Origin of the sequence: Paraburkholderia sp. SIMBA_027, assembly GCF_046535315.1 — a bacterium.
Classification (GTDB): domain Bacteria; phylum Pseudomonadota; class Gammaproteobacteria; order Burkholderiales; family Burkholderiaceae; genus Paraburkholderia; species Paraburkholderia tropica.
In genome coordinates, this window is the sequence record NZ_JAWRWY010000010.1 from 95,019 (window position 1) to 115,251 (window position 20,233).

The 20,233-nt window shown below is 67.3% G+C and carries 19 protein-coding genes; 9 read left to right on the forward strand and 10 right to left on the reverse strand.

Translation table 11 applies throughout. The features are described 5' to 3' along the window. Positions 1-9: 9 nt before the first annotated feature. Together SB764_RS19755 and SB764_RS19760 are read right to left on the reverse strand one after the other, a co-directional pair. Positions 10-873, reverse strand: coding sequence for an alpha/beta fold hydrolase (locus tag SB764_RS19755; protein ID WP_074985083.1), 864 nt, complete (start codon positions 871-873; stop codon positions 10-12). Positions 874-930: 57 nt separating this feature from the next. Continuing rightward, complete coding sequence (locus tag SB764_RS19760; RefSeq protein WP_065059052.1) at positions 931-1,683, reverse strand: Asp/Glu racemase; 753 nt, start codon at positions 1,681-1,683, stop codon at positions 931-933. A 296-nt stretch (positions 1,684-1,979) separates the two neighbouring features. On the opposite strand from SB764_RS19760, the gene SB764_RS19765 reads away from it, so the two are divergent. From SB764_RS19765 to SB764_RS19780, 4 genes are all read left to right on the forward strand, one after another. Continuing rightward, positions 1,980-3,152, forward strand: coding sequence for an FAD-dependent monooxygenase (locus tag SB764_RS19765; RefSeq protein ID WP_065059053.1), 1,173 nt, complete (start codon positions 1,980-1,982; stop codon positions 3,150-3,152). Between the two features lie 168 nt (positions 3,153-3,320). Then, entirely contained in the window at positions 3,321-3,851 is a 531-nt protein-coding gene (locus SB764_RS19770; RefSeq protein WP_110326327.1) for a (2Fe-2S)-binding protein, read from the forward strand. A gap of 53 nt (positions 3,852-3,904) precedes the next feature. After that, entirely contained in the window at positions 3,905-6,340 is a 2,436-nt protein-coding gene (locus SB764_RS19775) for a cytochrome c (protein WP_181440948.1), read from the forward strand. Between the two features lie 52 nt (positions 6,341-6,392). Then, positions 6,393-7,388 (forward strand): XdhC family protein, encoded by a 996-nt coding sequence (locus tag SB764_RS19780; protein ID WP_110326595.1) that lies wholly within the window; start codon positions 6,393-6,395, stop codon positions 7,386-7,388. Positions 7,389-7,439: 51 nt separating this feature from the next. Here SB764_RS19780 and SB764_RS19785 read toward each other — a convergent pair whose 3' ends face one another. Next, on the reverse strand, positions 7,440-7,847 hold the full coding sequence (locus tag SB764_RS19785) for a DUF1801 domain-containing protein (RefSeq protein WP_065059056.1): 408 nt from the start codon (positions 7,845-7,847) through the stop codon (positions 7,440-7,442). A gap of 49 nt (positions 7,848-7,896) precedes the next feature. Then, on the reverse strand, positions 7,897-8,301 hold the full coding sequence (locus tag SB764_RS19790) for a hypothetical protein (RefSeq protein WP_183715493.1): 405 nt from the start codon (positions 8,299-8,301) through the stop codon (positions 7,897-7,899). 462 nt (positions 8,302-8,763) lie between these two features. Here SB764_RS19790 and SB764_RS19795 point away from each other — a divergent pair, with 462 nt between their 5' ends. Then, positions 8,764-10,131 carry a dienelactone hydrolase family protein gene (locus SB764_RS19795; protein ID WP_321919399.1) on the forward strand — a complete coding sequence of 456 codons (1,368 nt, stop codon included), beginning with the start codon at positions 8,764-8,766 and terminating at the stop codon, positions 10,129-10,131. 208 nt (positions 10,132-10,339) lie between these two features. Beyond that, complete coding sequence (locus SB764_RS19800) at positions 10,340-10,567, forward strand: DUF3079 domain-containing protein (RefSeq protein ID WP_065059059.1); 228 nt, start codon at positions 10,340-10,342, stop codon at positions 10,565-10,567. 50 nt (positions 10,568-10,617) lie between these two features. Here SB764_RS19800 and SB764_RS19805 read toward each other — a convergent pair whose 3' ends face one another. The 5 genes from SB764_RS19805 to SB764_RS19825 all read right to left on the reverse strand — a co-directional run bounded on the left by SB764_RS19805 (position 10,618) and on the right by SB764_RS19825 (position 16,715). Next, on the reverse strand, positions 10,618-11,706 hold the full coding sequence (locus SB764_RS19805; protein ID WP_410864485.1) for a DMT family transporter: 1,089 nt from the start codon (positions 11,704-11,706) through the stop codon (positions 10,618-10,620). 220 nt (positions 11,707-11,926) lie between these two features. Next, a complete protein-coding gene (locus tag SB764_RS19810) occupies positions 11,927-13,024 on the reverse strand; it encodes an alpha/beta hydrolase (RefSeq protein WP_410864487.1) in 1,098 nt (365 codons plus the stop codon). Further along, complete coding sequence (locus SB764_RS19815; RefSeq protein WP_065059062.1) at positions 13,021-14,355, reverse strand: MFS transporter; 1,335 nt, start codon at positions 14,353-14,355, stop codon at positions 13,021-13,023. The genes SB764_RS19810 and SB764_RS19815 overlap by 4 nt, the downstream gene beginning before the upstream one ends. Further along, the gene (locus SB764_RS19820) at positions 14,352-15,524 is read right to left on the reverse strand and encodes an alpha/beta hydrolase (RefSeq protein ID WP_234774846.1); all 1,173 of its coding nucleotides are present in this window, start codon (positions 15,522-15,524) and stop codon (positions 14,352-14,354) included. Before SB764_RS19820 ends, SB764_RS19815 begins: the two co-directional genes overlap by 4 nt. Positions 15,525-15,596: 72 nt before the next feature. Further along, a complete protein-coding gene (locus tag SB764_RS19825; RefSeq protein WP_065059156.1) occupies positions 15,597-16,715 on the reverse strand; it encodes a porin in 1,119 nt (372 codons plus the stop codon). Between the two features lie 181 nt (positions 16,716-16,896). Between SB764_RS19825 and SB764_RS19830 the strand changes: the two genes are divergently transcribed. After that, positions 16,897-17,844: a LysR family transcriptional regulator gene (locus tag SB764_RS19830; protein ID WP_065059063.1), complete on the forward strand. Its 948-nt coding sequence runs from the start codon at positions 16,897-16,899 to the stop codon at positions 17,842-17,844. A gap of 24 nt (positions 17,845-17,868) precedes the next feature. Here SB764_RS19830 and SB764_RS19835 read toward each other — a convergent pair whose 3' ends face one another. Beyond that, the gene (locus SB764_RS19835) at positions 17,869-18,792 is read right to left on the reverse strand and encodes a LysR family transcriptional regulator (RefSeq protein WP_321866469.1); all 924 of its coding nucleotides are present in this window, start codon (positions 18,790-18,792) and stop codon (positions 17,869-17,871) included. A 101-nt stretch (positions 18,793-18,893) separates the two neighbouring features. On the opposite strand from SB764_RS19835, the gene SB764_RS19840 reads away from it, so the two are divergent. Then, positions 18,894-19,844, forward strand: a complete 951-nt coding sequence (locus SB764_RS19840) for a ketopantoate reductase family protein (RefSeq protein ID WP_321854760.1) — start codon at positions 18,894-18,896, stop codon at positions 19,842-19,844. Beyond that, positions 19,841-20,233 (forward strand): VOC family protein, encoded by a 393-nt coding sequence (locus tag SB764_RS19845; protein ID WP_074985067.1) that lies wholly within the window; start codon positions 19,841-19,843, stop codon positions 20,231-20,233. The genes SB764_RS19840 and SB764_RS19845 overlap by 4 nt, the downstream gene beginning before the upstream one ends.

Below are 20,233 nucleotides of genomic sequence, written 5' to 3' on the forward strand. Positions count from 1 at the left end.
CGTTGCGGTTTAAACAGTAACGGCGGCGGTAACAGATTCGGCTTGCTGCGCGAGCGGTGCGCCGAGAAAGTCGCCGAATGCCGCGTAGAAACCGGCGGCGTTGTCCCACGGAATCATGTGGCCCGCGTCGGGCACGCGCACGTGCTGCAGCGCGGGCGTGGCGCGCTGCAAGTCGGCGACGTCTTCGTCGCGCACCACGTCGCCGCGCCCGGCGGTGATGAGCAGCGCGGGCAGCGTCAGTTGCGCGGCGTCCGCGTGGAAGTCGTCGGTATGGAAGCCCGCGTACGAGGCGAGCACGGCGCGCTCGTCGCAGGTATGCAGCCATTCGGCGCGCAGACGCAATTCTTCGTCGGTCCACGTGGGGCAGAACGCGCGCATGCCTTCGGCGTCGATGCCCTGACGCGCGAGCGCCATCGAATCGACATACCACGGCAGCTTGCCCGGATAGTCGCGACGTCCCGGACCCGAGACCGGCGGATCGACGAGCACTACCGATTCGAGCGCGCCGTTCGCCTGCAACGCGGCACGCGCGGCGATGCGCGCGCCCATCGAATGACCGACCAGCGCATAGCGTTCGAGCCCGAGCGCGGCGGCGAGCGCGACCACGTCGGCGGCTTGCGCATCGAGACCGTAATCGAGCGTGGCCGATGCTTCGGAGAGGCCGCGTCCGCGCACGTCGATCACATAGGTGTCGAACGTCGCGCCGAACACCTCGCCGACGAAGCCCCACGTGATGGCCGGACTCGTGATGCCGGGAATGACGATAACCGCGGGCCGCGCGGCGCGTTCGCCTTGCGCGCCGCCGTAGCGCAGATAGTGCTGGCGGATGCCGTTCGCGTGAACGTTCGCGCCGTAGAGAAACGTGCTGGACATGAGGGCTCCGGTTGCGTTACTGCGTGACTACGTGACGGATCGATAAAAGACGGCCGCTCAATACGCGCCCGAAAGCAGCGCGCCCGCGCCCGGTACGATGGGTTCGAGATCGAGTTCGCGCAGCATCGCGTAGGTGGTGGCGATGGCGGCGGTGATCACGGGCTTGCCGGTCATCGCTTCGACTTTCGCGACGGCGGCCAGCGACGGCATCTGCACGCAGGCGGACAGCACGATCGCATCGGCATCGGCGTAATCGAGCGTCTTGACGATCTCGGGCAGGCGCGCCGGATCGTGACGGCCGACTTCGAGGTTGTCGGGAATTTCGAGCGCGCGCCAGTCGAGCACTTCGTAGCCTTCGTGCCGGATGTAATCGACCACGAGTTCCGTGAGCGGCTTCATGTACGGCGCGACCACCACGATGCGTTTCGCACCGATCACCTTGAGCGCGTCGACGAGCGCGCCCGCGCTCGTGAGCACCGGCGCGGCCGCACCGTTCTCCGCCGTGTGCTTCGTGAGACGCGCCTGCGAAACGCGGTGATAGCCGCGGCCCATCGCCATGATCGCGACGAGGCACGCATAACCGAGCACGTCGACGCGCGCATCGGAAAGCTCGACAGCGCAGCGGTCCGACTCTGCATCCATTGCGGCCAGCTCTTCCTTGACGACCTTCTTCATGCGCATGCGGCTCGAATGGAACGTGAAGCGCTCGGGGCGGATCGCTTCGCGCAGACGCAGCATCGCCGGAATCTCGGTTTCCATCGTGGTGTTCGAGCTCGGCACGATCTGGCCGATGCGGTAGGTCTTGCTCATGACGCTCACTCCATTGCAGTTGGGCGGCGACGAAACCCGGCGGGCGCAGGCGTCGTCGAAATCTTGGCAAAGTCTAGTGTGTACGTTTTAAATGTGCAACGTGGAAAATTAATCGTTCACGTGCATTGCTTCATATATAGCGATTTAATGCTGTTTCAGTCCGCGATACGACCAGGGAAAGTTTCCGCTTGCTGATTTATTTTCTAATGTGTACGCTACATTTCACCTCGGCAGACCTCGAACTCAACCCGACCCGGCGGCGCGTTTGCCGCGTGGGCGCACGACCTGGAGAAATCATGAGCAAACCCCGTATCGCCATCATCGGCGCAGGCCTGGGCGGCGTGGCAGCCGCCGCGCTGATGCAGCGCCGCGGCCACGACGTCCGCCTTTACGAGCAGGCACCCGCGTTTTCGCGTCTCGGCGCGGGCATTCACCTCGGGCCGAACGTCATGAAGATCATGCGTCGCATCGGCTGCGAGGACGCGCTCAACGTCATGGGCTCGCACCCCGATTACTGGTACAGCCGCGACTCGAAAACGGCCGAAGCGATTTCGCAGATTCCGCTCGGCGACTACGCGCTCAAGACCTATGGCGCGAGCTACCTGACCGTGCATCGCGGCGACTTCCACAAGCTGATGACCGACGCTGTCGCGCCGGGCACGATCGCGTTCGGCAAGTGCCTGAGCGCGGTGGAGGATACGGGCAGCGAAGTGCGCCTGACGTTCGCCGACGGCAGCGTGGAAACCGCCGACATCGTGATCGGCGCGGACGGCGTGAACTCGAAGATCCGCGAGCATCTGCTGGGCGCGGAACCGCCGCGTTATACGGGTTATGTCGCGCATCGCGCGGTGTTTTCCGCGTCGCTGCTCGGCAATCGCGCGTACGACATGTGCGTGAAGTGGTGGTCGGAAGACCGTCACATGATGGTTTATTACGTGACCGAGAAGCGCGACGAGTACTACTACGTCACGGGCGTGCCGCAAGCCGAATGGCCCACGGGCGTTTCGATGATGGAAAGCAGCCGCGAGGAAATGCGCGAAGCGTTCGACGGGTATCACCCGGATGTGCTGAACCTGATCGACGTGTCGCCGTCGATCACCAAGTGGCCGCTGCTCGAACGCGATCCGCTGCCGCTCTGGAGCCGTGGCCGTCTCGTGCTGCTCGGCGATGCCTGCCATCCGATGAAGCCGCATATGGCGCAAGGCGCGGCGATGGCGATCGAGGATGCGGCCATGCTCACGCGCTGCCTCGACGAAGTGGGCACGACCGATTACGCGGGTGCGTTCGCGCTGTACGAGGCGAACCGGGCCGAGCGCGCGTCGAAGGTGCAACTCGTCTCGCACAACAATACGTGGCTGCGCACGAACGAAGACCCGGCGTGGGTGTTCGCGTACGACGTGTTCAACACGCCGCTCGTCGCGCCGCAGGCGAAGCGCACGCCGAGCGCCAGCGAGGCCGCCACGGCATAACGTGCATCGCGTGGATCACGTGCATCACACGCGTGCGCGCCGAATTTCGGCGGGTTATAACGTCTTGTGCGCGCGTTCGTCGAACGCCGCGCAGGGCGGTGGAGCGGGTTGTCGCCAGTCATGCCCTGTGCCACGCAGCCCGTGCTCACCTTAAATTCGAGTCAGTTCATGTTGCATTCCGCTTCCTTCGCGGGGCCGCTCACGCTCGGCGTGAACGGCACGACGCGCACCATCGAGGGCGTCACGCCCGACACGCCGCTGCTCTACATCCTGCGCAACGACTGCGAACTCAACGGCCCGAAGTACGGCTGCGGGCTGGGTCAATGCGGCGCGTGCACAGTGCTCGTCGACGGCCAGCCGACGCGTTCGTGCGTGGTGCCGGTGGCGGCGGCGCGCGAGCGTGAAGTGACGACGCTCGAAGGACTCGGCACGCTCGGCGCGCTGCATCCGGTGCAGCGGGCGTTTATCGACGAACAGGCCGCGCAGTGCGGCTATTGCCTCAACGGCATGATCATGAGCGCGACCGCGCTCCTCGCGCGCAATCCGTCGCCCGATGAAGGCGCGATACGCGACGCGCTGCGCTTCAATCTGTGCCGCTGCGGCACGCATCTGGAGATCGTGCGCGCCGTGAAGCGCGCGGCGCTGTATCTGCAGCAGGCGGATAAAGTAGAAAACGAGCAGGGAAGCGAAGCGCGATGAGCGAGGACGATCCGCAAGGGCTGGCCTTGCGCGCCGATGCGGCGTTGACGGCGATGAACACGGACGCGCACGCGCAGCAATCGGGCACGCTGCGTCGCGCGGATTACGCGTGGCCCGCGCAAGGTCGCGAGGCCGATGCGCAACTGGCCGTCGAAGCGCGTCTCGCCGCTGATGGCACGATGACGAAGTGGCATTACCGCGCGCGTCTCGACGCGCAGGCCGAAGCTGAAGCCGTGCATGCGGAAAGCGCGGCGCTGCCGCCGCTGCTGTATCGCCATGTGCAGGCCAGCATCGCCGTGGACGATCCCGCGTGCGCGATTCCCTCGCAGGCGCATGCGTTCGCGCGCGAATCGTTTATCGACGAAATCGCGCACGACGCGCAACGCGATGCAGTCGCGTTGCGTCTCGATCATCTCGACGCGAACCGCGACGCCGGTGCGCGCGAAGTCATTCGCATGGTCAGCGAGCGCGCGGCGTGGGGCGCGCCAGTGGCCGCGGCGGCTCAACCCGACTCGCCGTGGGTGCGCGGGCGCGGCTTTGCCTTCGATGGCGAACGTGCCGACGATCACGCACCGCCTTCAACGCCTGCACTCGATTACGCGGATAAGAGCACGTCGGCGCAACCAGTGAAATCGGTGAAACAGGCGGCAAGCTGGTCCGCATGGGTCGTCGATCTCGATGTCAATCGTGCAACCGGCGATATCGCTGTGCGGCGCGTCGTGGCCGGTCAAGGCGCGGGTACGCCGGATCAGACCGCGCTTACGGGCATGCCCGCATGGCAGATCGAAGAGGCCATCGCGCGCGCAACCGGCGTGCGTCGCCTCGCTCGCGCCACGCACGACGAAACCGGCTCGCCAGCCGGCAATCAGCCTTCGGTTTCGCATGACCTGATCGATTCGCCATTCGATTCGTCAATCGATTCGGAATCCGGATTAATTCAAAGTCGCAACGATCAAGACGAAAATCGTATCGATCAGATGAGCGCGCCCGCGGCGGCCGCCATCGCCAATGCGCTCTACGACGCCACGGGCGTGCGCTTTCGCGCGCCGCCGTTCGATCCCGACACGCTGCGCCGCGCGTTTGCGGCGGCCGGTCCGGCCGTGGCGCTCGATGCACCCGCCGCGCAACGCCGTCCCTCGCGCTGGAAACGCTGGCTTGCAGGCGGCGGCATCGGCGGCGTGGCGGGCGGGCTGATCGGCCTCGCATGCTCGATGCTGCCCGGTCCCGCGTCGATCGCGCCCTTGCCCGCAGGCGCGAACGCCGACGCCTCCGCATGGAGCGCCGCGATGCTCGAACGCGGTCGGCAGATCGCCATCGCGGGCGATTGCGCCGTGTGCCACACGGCGCCCGGCGGCGCGACCAACGCGGGCGGCTTCGCGCTGGAGACGCCGTTCGGCACCGTCTGGTCGACCAACATCACGCCGGATCGCGAGACCGGCATCGGCGCGTGGACTTACGAAGCGTTCGCGCGTGCGATGCGTCAGGGCATTGCGCGCGACGGTCGCCATCTGTATCCCGCGTTTCCGTACACGTCGTTCGCGCGCATGAGCGACGCCGACATGATGTCGCTCTACGCGTGGCTCATGTCGCAACCGGCCGTGAAGCAGGCCGCGCCCGAAACGAAGCTGCCGTTCCCGATGAATCAGCGCCGCCTCGTGGCGGGCTGGAACTGGCTCTTCCACGACGACGCGCAGTACGCGCCCGATCCGCAACGCTCGGCGCTCTGGAATCGCGGCAAATATCTCGTCGACGGCGCGGGCCATTGCGGCGCGTGCCACACGCCGCGCAACGCGCTCGGCGCGGAAAAGGGCGGCTTCGCCTATCTCGCGGGCGGCAGCGCCGAAGGCTGGGACGCGCCGTCGCTCGTGGCCGCGCACGCGGGCACGAACAGCAAGGTCGGCAAAAGCGGCGCGCCCGTGCCGTGGACCGAAGACGCGCTGTTCGCCTATCTGCGCACGGGTTTTTCGCCGGAGCACGGCGTGGCGGCGGGGCCGATGGCGCCCGTCGTCGCGGGGCTCGCCGATTTGCCGGAAGCGGACGTGCGCGCCATCGCGCATTACATCGCATCGCTGTCGCCGCCGGTCGAAGCGGCCGCCGCCGCGCAGGCCGCCGCTGCACGCGCCTCAGGCGCGAATGCCGATGCGCTCACCACGCTCGGTTTCCAGAACGGCCAGCGCATGTTCGAAGCGGCGTGCGCGGTGTGTCACGCGGCCTCGGGCGGCGTGGGCCATTTCGGCGTGCGTCCGCTGATGGGCCTGAACACGAGCGTGAGCCACGCGAGCCCCGACAATCTGCTGCACGTGCTGATGAACGGCATCGAGCAGCCCGCGACCGAAGGGCTCGGTTACATGCCCGGTTTCAAGGACAGTTTCGACGATCGCCAGATGGCCGAACTCGCGAGCTATATCCGCGCGCGTTATGCGCCGGACGAACCCGCGTGGCGCGATCTGGAAAGCGCGTCGGCGCGCGTGCGCGCACAGACGCATTGAGCGGCGCGATCGTCAACGCGCGCAGTATCCCGTGACGGAGGCAGACGTGAGCATGCAGGACGCGGATCGCGAAGTGCTGGAAACGGCGGCGCGCTGGCTGGCGGCGGGCCGCACGGCGTGGCTCTACACGGTGGTGCGCACGTGGGGTTCGTCGCCGCGTCCGCTCGGCTCGCTGATGGCTTTGCGCGACGACGGCCACCTCGTCGGCTCGGTGTCGGGCGGCTGCATCGAGGACGATCTCGTCGAGCGTCTGCGTGCGCAAGGGCCGCCGCGCGCGCGTGCATCGACGCTCGAATATGGACTGAGCGCCGACGAAGCGCATCGCTTCGGCTTGCCTTGCGGCGGTACGATGCGCCTCGCGTGCGAAACGCTTGGCGCGCACAGCCGGCTCGATGCGCTGCTCGTGGCGTTGCGCGAAGGGCAGTTGATGCGCCGCACGCTCGACATGCGCAGCGGCGCGGTGACGCTCGTGCGCGTGCAGTCAAGTACACAAGCGGACGCATTCAGCTTCGACGGCGAGCGCCTGACCACGATGCACGGGCCGTCGTGGCGCCTGTTGCTGATCGGGGCGGGCCAGTTGAGCGAGTACGTGGCGACGATGGCGCTGCCGCTCGGCTATGCGGTGACGGTCTGCGATCCGCGCGAATCGTATCTCGACGACTGGCGCGTGGCCGGCGTCGCGCGCGTGCGCACGATGCCCGACGACACCGTGCTCGCGATGCGCCCCGACGCGCGCATGGCCGTGATCGCGCTCACGCACGATCCCAAGCTCGACGACCTCGCGCTGATGGAAGCGTTGATGACGCCCGCGTTCTACGTCGGCGCGATCGGTTCGCGGCGCAACAGCGCGGCGCGCCGCGAGCGCCTGCAACTGTTCGGCGTGACGCAAGCGGCGCTCGACACGCTGCGTGCGCCGGTCGGTTTGTATCTCGGCGGCAGCACGCCGCCCGAGATCGCGCTGTCGATCGTCGCCGATCTCACGGCGCGTCGGCATCGCGTGCCGGTCGATCGGCTGGCGGATGTGGAGGCGGGCAAGGCGCTGGTTTGAACGGTGCGCGAACGTTTTCGAGCGTAGTCGCGTGCCGTCACTGGCACGGCGTTACGCGCCCTTTGTCTTCGCGTTCTTCTTCAAATGCGCGCGGTTGTATTCGATGGCGGCGCGCACGAGCCGCTTGAGCGCGCGGGCGTCGACCTTGTCGCCTTCGGCATAGTCGATGGCGCGCCGCGCGTTGCCTTCGAGTCCCGCATTGAACAGCCCGTCCGGATCGGCGAGGCCCGCGCCGTGCGCGAACGTCACCTTGACCTTGCCCTTGTGCGCGTTCGCGACGGCGATGAGTCCGTCGCACGACCAGGTCGGGCTGCCCATCCATTTCCATTCTTCGACGATGGCGGCGTCGGCGCCGCGCATGCACGCGCGCACGGCGGCGAGCGTGGCGCCGCGCCAGTCGTCGATGCCGGCGATCAGTTCGTCGATGCGGGCGGAGGGATTCGTCGGCGTGGTGGTCATCGCGTGCGATCCTCGGGCGGATGGAGGTGCCAGTATGCCGCGAAACGCGTTAGCGCTTGCGCCGGGTTTTACGGCGCGGCGCAACATACGTGGCCGCCGCGACGGTCGAGGCGGCCGTCAACAGAATCAGGCTGCCCGCGATGAACGGCGCAATCTGCGCGTGCACGGCGTCGGGCATCGGCGGCCCGGCGAGTCGTTCGACGCCATAGAGCACGGTCGGAATTTCCCACAGTAGAAACAGCGAGAGGCAATGCACGGCATAGGCCTTGAGCGGCGCGCGGCTCATCAGATAGAGCGAGAACGTGGCGAGCACGATCACGGTCGTGTCGCCCCAATGATGCAGCCGATACCAGTCGGGCAGCCAGTCGATCGCGCCGACGACGCGCAGGCCGAGCAGCCACGTCACGGTGTTGCCCGAAGCGAGGGCGAGGGCGGTTAGAAGCGGGGCCTTCATCGGGCGAATGCGCGAGCGCGGAAATACGAAAAGGCGACGATGTTAGCGGTTCGGTGCGCTCGCCGCCAGCGTAGTCGGCATCGCAACGCAGATAAAGTTGTTAATGCAACTAACGAAGTGAATGAGCTTGAATAAACGCACCTAACGCTACGTTCGATGCGCTCGCCCATCCGTATCAGCGAAGATTGGGTGGATTGGATATTAATCTGGATGCCGAAGTAAATTGGATGATCGATGCGCTTGTTATGTCCTTGTAACCTGGCACTGTCCTGGCGTCGTTCAAGCGATTCGCTTCACGCGCTCAAGTTTTCCGCGAACGTGCCGTAGAGCACGGCGTAGCGGCGCGCGGGCTGAAGGATGGCGAGGATGAACGCGATGCGTCCAGCAGCGCCGCGCGTAGCCCGTTCCCAAAATCAACCCGCAATGACGTCACGCCTGAAACTTACGGTTTCCCTCGTTCTGATGGCTTTCGTTTGTCTTGCGACGCTGGCGCACGCCGCGTTGCCGACCTACGACCCGGACGTCGAGCCCGCCGCGCCGCTCAATGAAAAGATCCTGCGCGTGCCCGTGCAGGCCTCGCCGCGCGTCAATCTCGAAGTGACCGTGTATATGCCCGCGCAGGGCGGCCCGTTTCCGCTCGCGCTCGTCAATCACGGCGCGTCCGACGATCCGCCGAATGCGCCGCGCGTCGCCGATCAGTTCATCCCGTGGTACTTCCTGTCGCGCGGCTACGCCGTCGCCATGCCGATGATGCGCGGCTTCGCGCAATCGGGCGGCCATATGACGCCGCACGGCTGCAATGTGCTCGCCATCGGCGCGGATGCCGCGAGCGATATCCGCAAGGTGCTCGACGTCGTGAAGACGCTGCCGGGCGTGGACGCCACGCGCATCGTCGTCGCGGGCAAGAGCATGGGCGGCTGGAACACGCTGGTGTTCGGCGCGGCGAATCCGCCTGACGTGAAAGGGTTGCTCAATTTCGCGGGCGGCGTGAAGGAGAGCGATTGCAGCCAGCCGGACGCGAGCCTGATCGCGAGTGCCGCCGAACTCGGCGCGCGCACGCGGCTGCCGTCGATCTGGTTTTACGGCGACAACGATCAGATCTTTTCGAGCGCGACGTGGCACGGCATGTTCAGCCGCTACACGGCGGCGGGCGCGCACGCCGAACTCGTCGATTACGGTGCGTTCCAGAAAGACGCGCACGCGATGACGGCCTCGGGCGCGGGCCTGCCGCTGTGGGTCGAAAAAGCCGATGCGTTTCTCGCGGGCATCGGTCTGCCGGGCCGCGAAGTCGCCCCTGAATATTTGCCGCGCGCGGCGCCGCGGCCGAGCGGTTACGCCTCGCTCGACGACCTGGCGGCCGTGCCGTTCCTGAGCGCGCAGCAGAAGGCGAAGATCTATGCGGGGTTTCTGGCGGCGCCGCTGCCGCGTGCGCTGGCGATCGGCAGCACGGATGCGATCTGGGCGTCGGGCGGTTTCGATCCGGCGCGCACGGCTCTCGCGCGCTGCTGGCAGACCTCGCAGTACTGTCAGATCTATGCGATCGACAAGACCGTGGTCTGGCCGCGCCAGCCGGATGCGCCGCCGCGCACGCAGTTCGCCGCGTTGCAGAACGTGAATGCGGTGCCGTTTTTGCAGCCGCCCGGGCGGCGCGCGTATGAGCAGTATCTGGCGACGGTCCGTCCGCGTGCGTTCGCGATTGCGCCGGACGGCGCATGGGGCGCGGCGTCGGGCGTCGATGCGATCAGCGAGGCGCTGGTGCGATGCGGCAACGGCCACGAAGGCTGCCGGATCTATTCGGTCGATGGCGACGTGGTCTGGGCGGGAAAGTGATCGTCGCGTCAAAGTGCAACTAACTGCCAGTCCCGTCCCGCACCGCCGAATCGGGCGCGCGTGGCGCGGTTATGTTCCACACGTCGTTTTTGAACTTGTTATTCAGGGTGGAATCGGCGAGAGCGTACTGCGGCAATGCGTCTCTGGAGTGCTTTTGCAGGCGGACTATATTGATTTTTATATCGTCTGGATTGTTTCACGCACTGTCATGGCCAGGAAATTTCCGCTGCATCCCTCGCATCCCGAGCGTGTCTGCTGGGGTTGCGACCGCTATTGCCCCGCCGCGTCGCTCAGTTGCGGCAACGGCTCCAGCCGCACCCAGCATCCCGTCGAATTGCTCGGCGACGACTGGCTCGAATACGGCGATTGGGGCTTTGATACGTCGGACGAGTCGCCTGCAAGTCCATCCACCTTCGAAGCCGCCGCTTCGCGCTGAATCTCAATCTCCCACGCTGGCTGTTTGCGCGCGATTTCACGCGCCTGCGCTCAATGCGAATGCCGGTGATGCACGTCGGGGAAATGCGCGTGCGTATGCGTGAGCGGCAGATGCCGGTGCGCGTGCGTATGCGGCTCGGTGCCGTCCCAGTCGAAATCGTGATCGTGCTGATGATGCGCGTCGTGACGATGCCGATGCGTGTGATCGAGCATGTCGTGCGTGTGTTCGTGCTCGTGGCGCTCGCGCACGTGCAGCCAGACGCCGAACGCCATCAGCGCGAGCGCGAGCCAGAACGTGACGGCGGGGCGCTCGGGCCAGATGCCCAGCGAGAGCGCGACGCCGAACAGCGGCGCCACCGAAAAATACGCGCCGGTGCGCGCCGAGCCGAGATCGCGCAGCGCCACCACGAACAGCACGAGACTCACGCCGTAGCCCGCGAAACCCACGGCCATCGCGCCCGCGACGCGCGCGGCGTCGAGCCAGTGCGCGCCGAGCCAGAACGCTACGCCCAGATTCACCGGACCCGCCACGAGGCCCTTGATGCACGCGATCGTCATGGCGTCGTTGGCGGAGACCTTGCGCGTCAGATTGTTGTCGATGGCCCAGCACAGGCAGGCCGCCGCCACGAACAGCGCGCCGGGCGCGACGCCCGGCGAACCCGCTGCATGCGCGCCCGATCCGGTCCACGACAGCAGCACGCCGCCCGCGACGATGGCGGCCATGCCGAGCGCGATCGGCGTATCGAAATTTTCGCGAAAGCACAGCCAGGCGATCAACGCCGTGAGCACGCCTTCGAGATTGAGCAGCAGCGAACTCGTGGCGGCAGGCGTGCTGACGAGCCCGAGCATCAGCAACGCGGGCCCGGCGACGCCGCCCGCGGCGATTGCGCCCGCGAGCCACGGCAGTTCGGCGAGGCGCAGCGGGGCGTGGTCGGGCGGGGCGTCGGCGGTCCGGCTCAGTCGACTCAAGCGGCGCACCAGCATCGCAACGGCGAGACCCGCGCCGCTGCCGAGATAGAAGAGGCCCGCCACCATGAACGGCGGCATGGCGCCGAGCAGCGCCTTGGCGAGCGGCGTGGCGGCGCCGAACAGCGCGGCGGCGAACAGCGCCGTGGCAATGGCGCGATGATGCGGTTTCATGGTCGGGCGAAGGTCGGGACGAGCGGTGCCGGGCGTGTTCGTCCCGCTGAATGTGCGCGGTGGGAGGGGAATTATCGCGCGATTTGCGGGGCGTTGCGTATCGTGGGGGCTTCAAGTCTCACGAATGCACCATGCGGGAATATCGCGAAACGCGCGTCCGCGATGAGCGGCGACAAGCTTCGATAACCCGCGATAAACCTCGCACCACCCGAACACACACTCACCCGAACAGCGCCTCGCGTCCCGCGGGCGAACCGAAAATCGCGTCGGCGTCGTGACCCGCTCCCGCGATTTCGTGCGTGGTATGCGTACTCGCGTGCGGATGCCGCGCGCGCATGTACTGCGCCCAGGCGCGGCCGCGCGCGAGACGATGTGCGCCTTGCGTCATCGCTTCGCACGAGCGGTCGAGCGCCGGATGCGCGGGATCGCAATCGCGTTCGCCGAGCAGCAAGATCACATGACGGCGCGCGTACTGCGCTTCGAGCGCGCGCGGATCGAGCGTCGCCGTGTTGTTTGTCTGCATCGCGCGCGCGTACGGCGGCAACGCGTCGAGCCCGTATTTCCAGCGATTGAAACCAGGACAGCGCGCCGCGTCGAACGGCGCGAATCCGCCCGCGCCATCGGGGCGCTGCGCATCGAAATACACATACGACGACGGATTCGCGATCACATAACGCAGCGCCACGCCGCGCGCGGCGAGCGCCGCTTCGCCGGCCGCGAGCACCGCGTAACGCTGCACGACCTGCGCGCCGCCCGAATGCCCGGCGATCACGACTTCGCGCAGCACCGGAAAGCGCACCGTGTCGGCGAGCGCGGCCAGCAGCGCATCGACGACATCGAAGGAACTGAGCGGCGCGGGACCGTGCGCGTCGTCGCCGCCCATCCAGTTGGTCCAGTCCCAGCGCAGCGTGGAGGGCGGCAGGCGATGCGCGTCGATGTCGGCGTCGGCGAGAAACTGCGGGACGAGCAGCAGCGTGTCCTGCGCGGCGCGATTGCCCGCGGCGTGGGCGCCGTCGCGCGCGCGTTGCGCGAGCGCAAAGTAGGCGTCGGCGTTGCGCAGGCGGCCGTGCAGCAGGATCACGGCGCGCGTGGCGTCGTTGCGCGGCGCGTTCCAGCCGCTCGACGTGTAGAGCGGAACCGTGCCGCGTCCGCGCGCGGTATCGATGGCGAATCGCTGCGGCGCGACTGCGGCGACGGGCCGTTCGTTGGGCGCGCGTTCGTCGTGGACGCTGTCCTGGGCGCTGTCGTGGACGCTGTCCTGGGCGCTGTTTTGGGCGCGGTCGTCGGCGTGACGATGAGGCGTGGTCGACGAGGTCATGCTGCGGGGCTCCGTGGCGAGGCGAGGCGGCGGTCGTCGGCGTCGCGGTGGCCGCGTCGCGTCGCGGCCACCAGCACGAGCGAGAACAGCCCCGCGAAAATCAGATAGAACGCGGGCGTGAGGCTCGAACCCGTGAGGCGCGTGAATCCGGTGATCGTGAACGGCGCGAGTCCGCCGAACAGCGTCACCGCGACGTTGTACGAGAGCGCGACGCCCGACGAGCGGCTGCGCACCGGAAAGAGCGTCGCGAGCATGCCGGGATGGCCCGCCGACATCGCCGCGAGAAAGACCGTGGCGATCACCTGCGCGACGAACAGCCGTTCGGCCGAAGGCGCGGCGACCACGTAGACGAACAGCGGATACGCGCAGGCCATCCACGCGATCGTCACCGGATAGAACAGCCGGTACGCGCCGTAGCGGTCCATCAGGCGGCCCGCGAGCGGAAACAGGAACAGGTTCAGCACGCCGCAGAAGAACGCGCCGCGCAGCGCGACCGCGAGCGGCAGGTGCAACTGGCGCTCGACGTAGACCGCCATGTACGAGTGCCACACGTAGTTGGTCGCGGCGCCCACGGCGATCACGCCCATCGCGCAGAGCGCGGCGCGGCCGTTGTCGCGGAAGAACTGGCGCAGCGAAACGCGCGGCGGCTTGCCTTCGTGCGCGCGCAGTTCGACGAATTCCGGCGATTCGGCCACGCGATGGCGGATATAGAAGCCGATCGGGCCCGCGAGCGCGCCGCAGAGAAACGGCACGCGCCAGCCCCACGCGACGAGTTGCGCGTGCGTGAGCTGCGTCGTCAGCAGATAGCCGGTGCCCGACGAGAGCAGCAGCGCGAACGACTGCGCCGTCATGTTGAAGCTGCCGTAGAACATCTTGCGGCCTGGCGGCGCGTACTCGACGAGCATCGCCGAAGCGGTCGCGAACTGGCCGCCCACCGACAGCCCTTGCAGCAGCCGCGCGAACACGATCAGCGCGGGCGCGGCGAGGCCGATGTGCGCGTAGCCGGGCGTGAGGCCCATCAACAGCGTGCTGGCCGCCATCGACATGATGATGAGCGAGAGCGCGCGGCTGCGGCCCATGCGGTCCGCGTAGAGCCCGAGCAGAATGCCGCCGAACGGCCGCACCACGAAGCCGATCGCGAAGGTGGCGAGCGTGAGCATCAGCGAAAGAAAGCCGCTGCCCGCCGGGAAAAAGACCTGCGCGATGATCTTCGAAAAGTACGCGTAGATCAGAAAGTCGAACCATTCGAGCCCGTTGCCGAGCACCGAGGAGAAGATCGCGCGACGGACCATCGCGGGAGAGAGCGACGACGGGTTCGGGCTCATGGTCATGGCGCGCACCCCGCCGTGTCGAACATCGCGGCGAGCGCGCACGCGGATGTCAGCATGCGCGCGCCGTTGTGACCGACGCCCGGCACCACGTGCAGCGTCTGATCGAGGCCTTGCGGATGGCGCGCCTGCAGATAACGGAAGTACGCCTGCGCGCGCGCGACGCGCTGCGGGCCTTGCGCCTCCGCGGGACAACTGCGGTCGAGCGCCTTCTGTTGCGGATCGTCGTCGTTGCCGCCGACCAGATAGGTCACGCGACGCCGCGCGTAGGCGGCTTCGAGTTGCGCGGGCGTGCGGTCGGCGAGATAGGCGGGGCGTTGCTGCATGCCGTATTTCCAGGTGTCGAAGTCGGGGCACGCCTGGGCGTCGACGGGCACGGGGCGTTCGGCGTCGAAATACGCATACGACGACGGGCTCGACACCACATAGCGCACGTCGATGCCGGCCTGCGCGAGTGCGCCGAGATCGCGCGCCGCGACGGCGTAGCGCTGCACGACCTGGCCGCCGCCCGAGTGGCCCGCGAAGATCACATGGCGCAGATTGGGAAAGCGCGTGCGGTCGGCGAGCCGTGCGACGATCGCGTCGAGCACCGCGTACGAACTCACGGCTTGCGGCGCGACGGCGGCGTCGCCGGCCATCCAGCCGTTGGCGTCCCAGCGCAGCAGATCGGCGGGTTCGTCGCGGCCCGCGAAGTCGAGCGTCGCGAGGAATTGCGGCGCGATCAGGAGCGTGCCCGATGTGTCCACACCCGAGTCCACACCCGTGTCCGCGTCCGTGTTCGCACCCTCGGCAGCGGCGGCGTCGCGCGCGGTTTCGGCGCTGTGGAAATAGGTATCGGCGTTGCGCAGCTTGCCGTGAATCACGATGATCGCGCGCGTCACGGCGGGCTGCGGGCGGTCCCAGTCGCGCGAGACGTAGAGCGCGAATTCGGCGGGACCGCCAGGCGTGTCGATGCGCATGCGCGTATCCGAAATGTGCGAGACCGGACGCAGATGCGGCGAGTAGACGTGCGCGGCATCGCCGGGCGCGGCGTGCGCGGGCGCGCCGATGCACGCGAGCGTCATGGCGATGGCCGATGCAGTCAGCGATGCCCTGCGCGCGAACGCCGTGCGCCTGACCGGCGATTGTGCGTTCGCCGCGCGCGACGGCGGCCCTTCGGGATTGCGTGTCATGCGTACCACTCCATCAAACGGATGCGTGCGAGGCGTCGGTGTATCGGTGTATCGGTGTATCGACGTCGGCGCTCAAAAGCGATGAAACATGCCGAGCGTCACGCCGGTCTGGTTCGGCCCGTAGGCCGTGCTGTCGGTCGTGCCGACGGGCGTGTATGTGCTGCTCGTGCCGTTCGCGTAACGCGTCGCCTGGGCGTAGGCCACGGTCGCGTAAAGCGACGTGCGCTTCGACAGATCGTATTGCGTGCTCAGCACGCCCATCCACGTATTCGATGCGCCGGGCGTCTTGTTGAGGTCGTAGTAGTACGCGGCCGTCAACTTCAGATGACGCATCACCGGATAACGCGCCCCCGCGAACAGCAGCGCCTGCGATTCCGATGCGCTCTTCGTCGGGTTGTACAGATAGTGTTCGTAGCCGCCGAGCAGTTCGAGCGCGCCGAGGCTCTGGCGCGCCGATACGCTGTAGTTGCGCGATTTCGTCCACTTGCCGCTCGAATTGATCGCCCCGTTGCGGTAGTCGTAGGCGATGGCGACGCCGAAGCTGCCGCCATCGTAATCGAGCCCGCCGCCGTACGCCGCGCTGCTCTGGAACGAGTCGGCGTCGCCGCCGAAGCTGTAGTCGGCGATCGCCGTCAAACCGGCGAGGCGTCCCACGTACTTGACCGAATTGCTGTTGCGCGCGCGGAAGGCGAAGTCGTCGGACGAGCCGGTCGTCGGGAACCACGTGTACTGCTGCGCGAACGACATCGGATCGTAGCGCAACAGAATGTCGTACATCGCCGTGTATTGCAGGCCGAACGACAGCGAGCCGAAGCGCTCGTTCGACAGACCGACGGCGGCCGTGCGGTTGAACAGCGTGCCCGCCGTTGCCTGGGTGCCGTCGTTGCTGTTGAAGCCCGACTCCAGCACGAACCATGCGCTGTTGCCGCCGCCGAGCGGTTCGCTGCCGCGCACGCCGAAGCGCGAGTTGTGAATGCCGCCCGAGTTTTCGCGCACCAGCGAGCCGCCCGTGGCGCTCGCATGCGAGAGGAACTCGACGTTCGCGTCGATCACGCCGTACAGCGTGACCGAGCCCGTGCTCGCGCCCGCGCCGCCGGTCGCCAGTTGCAGCGCCTCGTCGATTTCGCCTTGCGCGTGGGCCGCGCTCCAGCTCGAAATAAGAATGGCTGCCGCGGCGGTGTGCTTTTTCATGGTGGTCTCCGATTGTCGTTTTTGCGTCGTTTTGTGCTGCGCTTCGCCGCGCCGCAACGGCGGTCGGGCGAAGTCCACGCATCGTAGGGTTGCACGCGATAGATGTAAAATATCGATTCGATGACCCTCCCATACGTTGAAAATATGGGAGCCGCGCAACCGATCCAGGAACCCGGAAACGATGGAGCTACGCCATTTGCGGTATTTCCTCGCCGTCGCCGAAGAGCGGCAGTTCACGCGCGCCGCCGAGCGGCTGGCGATGCAGCAGCCGCCGCTTTCGCAGCAAATCCGGCTGCTGGAGGAAGAAGTGGGATGCGAGCTGTTCGTGCGGATGCCGCGCGGCGTCGAACTCACGCCCGCCGGCGAGGCGTTCGCGCAGACCGCCACGCTCGTGCTGGAGCGCTTGCAGCAGGGCGTCTCGCACGCGCGTCGTATCGCGCGCGGCGAGCTGGGGACGATCTCGATCGGCTTGACGAGTTCGGCGGGTTTTCATCCGCTCACGACGCAGATCATTCGCGCGTTCGGGGCCGCGCAGCCCGGCATCGAAATCGAACTCGCCGAACTCAACGCCGCCGAGCTGATCGAGCGTCTGCTCGCGCGGCAAGTCGACGTGGCCTTTTTGCGCAAGCCCGTGGAAACGCCCGCCGATCTGTCGTTCGTGCAACTGCTCGACGAACCGATGGTGGTGGTCTTGCCGCTCGGGCATGCGCTGCTCGGGCGCGACCGGGACGGCGACGGTGATGGTGGCGGTGATGGCGAACCGCCCGCGCTGCCGCTCGAAGCGCTCGCGGGCGAAGATTTCATCCTCGTGCGGCGGCCCGGCGCGCCGGGCATGTACGCGGATTTTCTCGCCGCCTGCAAGCGCGCGGGTTTTCTCCCGCACGTCGCGCGCGAAGTGCCGCGCATGCTCACGGGCATCCACATGGTCGCGGCGGGGCTGGGCGTGACGCTGGTGCCGGCGTCGATGCGCCACTACGACCACGGTAATGTGGTGTTTTGCCCGCTGAGCCGCGCGCATGGACTCAGCGCGCCGCTGCATCTCGCACATCCGGCGACGATGCACAATCCGGCGGCCGAGCGCTTCGTGGAATTTGCGCGGGCGAGTCAGGTGCAAGCGCGCGCGGGCTGAACCGGCAGGACGAACGCGCGAACTTCAGCCTTCGAGTTGACTTCCCGCCGCGCCAAACAGCCGGGCGACGACCGAACGCAGCCAGCGGTTGCCCGCCTCGTGATGGTAGCGCGCGTGCCAATGCTGCCGCACGGCGAATCCGTCGACGGGAATCGGACACGCATGCACCGCGAGATCGCTCGCCTGCGCCAGCGTCTCGCCGATATGACGCGGCAGCGTTGTGATCAGATCCGTGGTTTGCACGATTGCGCCCAGCCCTAGAAACCCCGGCAATTCGAGCGCAATCTGCCGTTCGATGCGCTCGCGCACGAGCGCCTGTTCGAGCAGCGCCGTGCCCGTTCCCGCGGTGATCGCCACGTGTCCTTCGCTGCGATACGCCTTCACGCTGAGCCGCTTGCGAATGCGCGGATGATGGCGATTCGCGAGGCAGACCCAATCCTGCTCGTAAAGCTGCTGCTGATAAATGCCGCCGCTCAGCCACGGCACGTAACCAATCGCGAGATCGGCTTCGCCCGATTCCAGCGCGCGCTCCGTATTGCCGTCGATGCGGGCGGCTTCCAGCCGCACGCCCGGCGCCTGCGCGCGCACATGCGCGAGCAGACGCGGCAGCAGCGTGACGTGGCTCGCATCGGTCATGCAGATGCGAAAGCGCCGCTGCGCCGTGGCCGGATCGAAGGCGATTTCCCAAGCCGAAAAGCGCCGTAACGATTCGAGGATTTCGCGGCACGGACCGATCAGCGCGTCCGCCTGTGGCGTGGGCGCCATGCCGGCCGGCGTGCGGATAAAGAGCGGATCGTGCAGATGCTCGCGCAACCGCGCGAGCCAGATGCTGACGGTGGGCTGGCTCTGACCGAGTTGCTCGGCCACGCGCGTGACGCTGCGCGTGTCGTAGAGCAGGTCGAACAGTTGCAGCAGCTTGAGGTCGGGGAGTTCGGTCGGGGTCGTCACGATGCACCATTATTGCGTGAGGCAATGACGACATTGTAGCCATTGCATTGCGACATTGACCGGCGGCTCTTATCGTGGCGTCACACGTTAAGGAGACGCTCTTGAAAATTGCCATTCTGGGAGCCGGCGCGCTGGGCTGCGCGATCGGCGCCACGCTGACCGAAGGCGGCCACGAGACCTGGTTGATCGACCGTTCGCCCGCGCATGTCGAGGCGATGCGCACGCACGGATTGCGCGTCGACGACGCGCGCGGCTCGCGCCAGGTCGCCGTGCGCGCGACCACGCAGGCCGCGGAGGTGGGCGTGGCCGAAGTCGTCATCGTGCTCGTCAAATCGTTTCATACCGACGCGGCGATTCGCGGCGCGCTGACGCTCGTCGGGCCGGAAAGCGTCGTGCTGTCGCTGCAGAACGGCCTCGGTCACGAAGACATTCTGGCCGATGCCGTGGGCCGCGAACGCGTGCTCGCGGGCAAGACCTATGTGGGCGGCGTGCTGCGCGGCGCGGGCCATATCGAGTCGGGCGTCGTGGGCAAGCACACGGTGATCGGCGAACTGGATGGACGCGTGACAGCGCGCGTGCAACGCATCGCCGCAGCGTTCGATCAGGCGGGTCTCGCCACGCAGGTCAGTGACAACATCGTCGGCGCCATGTGGGACAAGCTGCTCGTGAACGTGGCCACGGGCGCGCTCACGGGCCTCACGTCGCTCACCTACGGCCAGCTTTACGACGAGCCGCTGCTCAAGGCCGCGTCGCTGGCGGCGGTGGCCGAAGCGATCGCGGCGGCGCAGGCCGCGGGCGTCACGCTCTCGATGACCGAACCGGAACAGGCGTGGACGCTGGCGGCCGACGGTCTGCCCGCCGCGTTCAAGACCTCGATGCTGCAGAGCCTCGAAAAAGGCTCGGTGACCGAGATCGACTTCATCAACGGCTCGGTCGTGCGCTGGGGCGCGCGTCATGGCGTGCCGACGCCCGTCAACGCGACGCTCGTCGCCTGCATCAAGGGCGTGGAGCGCGCGATGGCCGACCGGCGGCAAGCGCAGGCGCGGGCATGAGCGCGCCGAAAGCCTATCTGGAGCACGTCGCCCTTTTCGTGCGCGACATCCACTGGCATATCCGCTTCTTCGAGGACGTGTTCGGCATGACGATGCGCGAGGTCGACGGCACGCTCGACGCGCCGCGCCAGTTCTGGACGCTCGGCGGCATGCAGTTCATCCAGATGGCGGATTTCGCGGGCCCGGAAGGGCGGCTCGGTCATCTCGGCATCATGTGCGAGGACGTCGACGCGGCGCTCGCGGCGGCGCGCCGTTACGACGTGCAGCCGATGCCGCAAGGCGCGAACTGGCTGCGTCTGCCCGATGGTCTCGCCATCGAATTCATTCAGGCGAAGCCCGCGCGCTGTGTCGCGCAGGCGCTCGCCATCGATCCGCGCGCGGAGGCATGA

What these genes read in the sequence shown, in the direction of transcription:
- SB764_RS19755 (WP_074985083.1), bottom strand. Translation starts at nt 873, where the DNA reads ATGTCCAGCACGTTTCTCTACGGCGCGAACGTTCACGCGAACGGCATC.
- SB764_RS19760 (WP_065059052.1), bottom strand. Translation starts at nt 1,683, where the DNA reads ATGAGCAAGACCTACCGCATCGGCCAGATCGTGCCGAGCTCGAACACC.
- SB764_RS19765 (WP_065059053.1), top strand. Translation starts at nt 1,980, where the DNA reads ATGAGCAAACCCCGTATCGCCATCATCGGCGCAGGCCTGGGCGGCGTG.
- SB764_RS19770 (WP_110326327.1), top strand. Translation starts at nt 3,321, where the DNA reads ATGTTGCATTCCGCTTCCTTCGCGGGGCCGCTCACGCTCGGCGTGAAC.
- SB764_RS19775 (WP_181440948.1), top strand. Translation starts at nt 3,905, where the DNA reads ATGAACACGGACGCGCACGCGCAGCAATCGGGCACGCTGCGTCGCGCG.
- SB764_RS19780 (WP_110326595.1), top strand. Translation starts at nt 6,393, where the DNA reads ATGCAGGACGCGGATCGCGAAGTGCTGGAAACGGCGGCGCGCTGGCTG.
- SB764_RS19785 (WP_065059056.1), bottom strand. Translation starts at nt 7,847, where the DNA reads ATGACCACCACGCCGACGAATCCCTCCGCCCGCATCGACGAACTGATC.
- SB764_RS19790 (WP_183715493.1), bottom strand. Translation starts at nt 8,301, where the DNA reads ATGAAGGCCCCGCTTCTAACCGCCCTCGCCCTCGCTTCGGGCAACACC.
- SB764_RS19795 (WP_321919399.1), top strand. Translation starts at nt 8,764, where the DNA reads ATGGCTTTCGTTTGTCTTGCGACGCTGGCGCACGCCGCGTTGCCGACC.
- SB764_RS19800 (WP_065059059.1), top strand. Translation starts at nt 10,340, where the DNA reads ATGGCCAGGAAATTTCCGCTGCATCCCTCGCATCCCGAGCGTGTCTGC.
- SB764_RS19805 (WP_410864485.1), bottom strand. Translation starts at nt 11,706, where the DNA reads ATGAAACCGCATCATCGCGCCATTGCCACGGCGCTGTTCGCCGCCGCG.
- SB764_RS19810 (WP_410864487.1), bottom strand. Translation starts at nt 13,024, where the DNA reads ATGACCTCGTCGACCACGCCTCATCGTCACGCCGACGACCGCGCCCAA.
- SB764_RS19815 (WP_065059062.1), bottom strand. Translation starts at nt 14,355, where the DNA reads ATGACCATGAGCCCGAACCCGTCGTCGCTCTCTCCCGCGATGGTCCGT.
- SB764_RS19820 (WP_234774846.1), bottom strand. Translation starts at nt 15,524, where the DNA reads ATGACACGCAATCCCGAAGGGCCGCCGTCGCGCGCGGCGAACGCACAA.
- SB764_RS19825 (WP_065059156.1), bottom strand. Translation starts at nt 16,715, where the DNA reads ATGAAAAAGCACACCGCCGCGGCAGCCATTCTTATTTCGAGCTGGAGC.
- SB764_RS19830 (WP_065059063.1), top strand. Translation starts at nt 16,897, where the DNA reads ATGGAGCTACGCCATTTGCGGTATTTCCTCGCCGTCGCCGAAGAGCGG.
- SB764_RS19845 (WP_074985067.1), top strand. Translation starts at nt 19,841, where the DNA reads ATGAGCGCGCCGAAAGCCTATCTGGAGCACGTCGCCCTTTTCGTGCGC.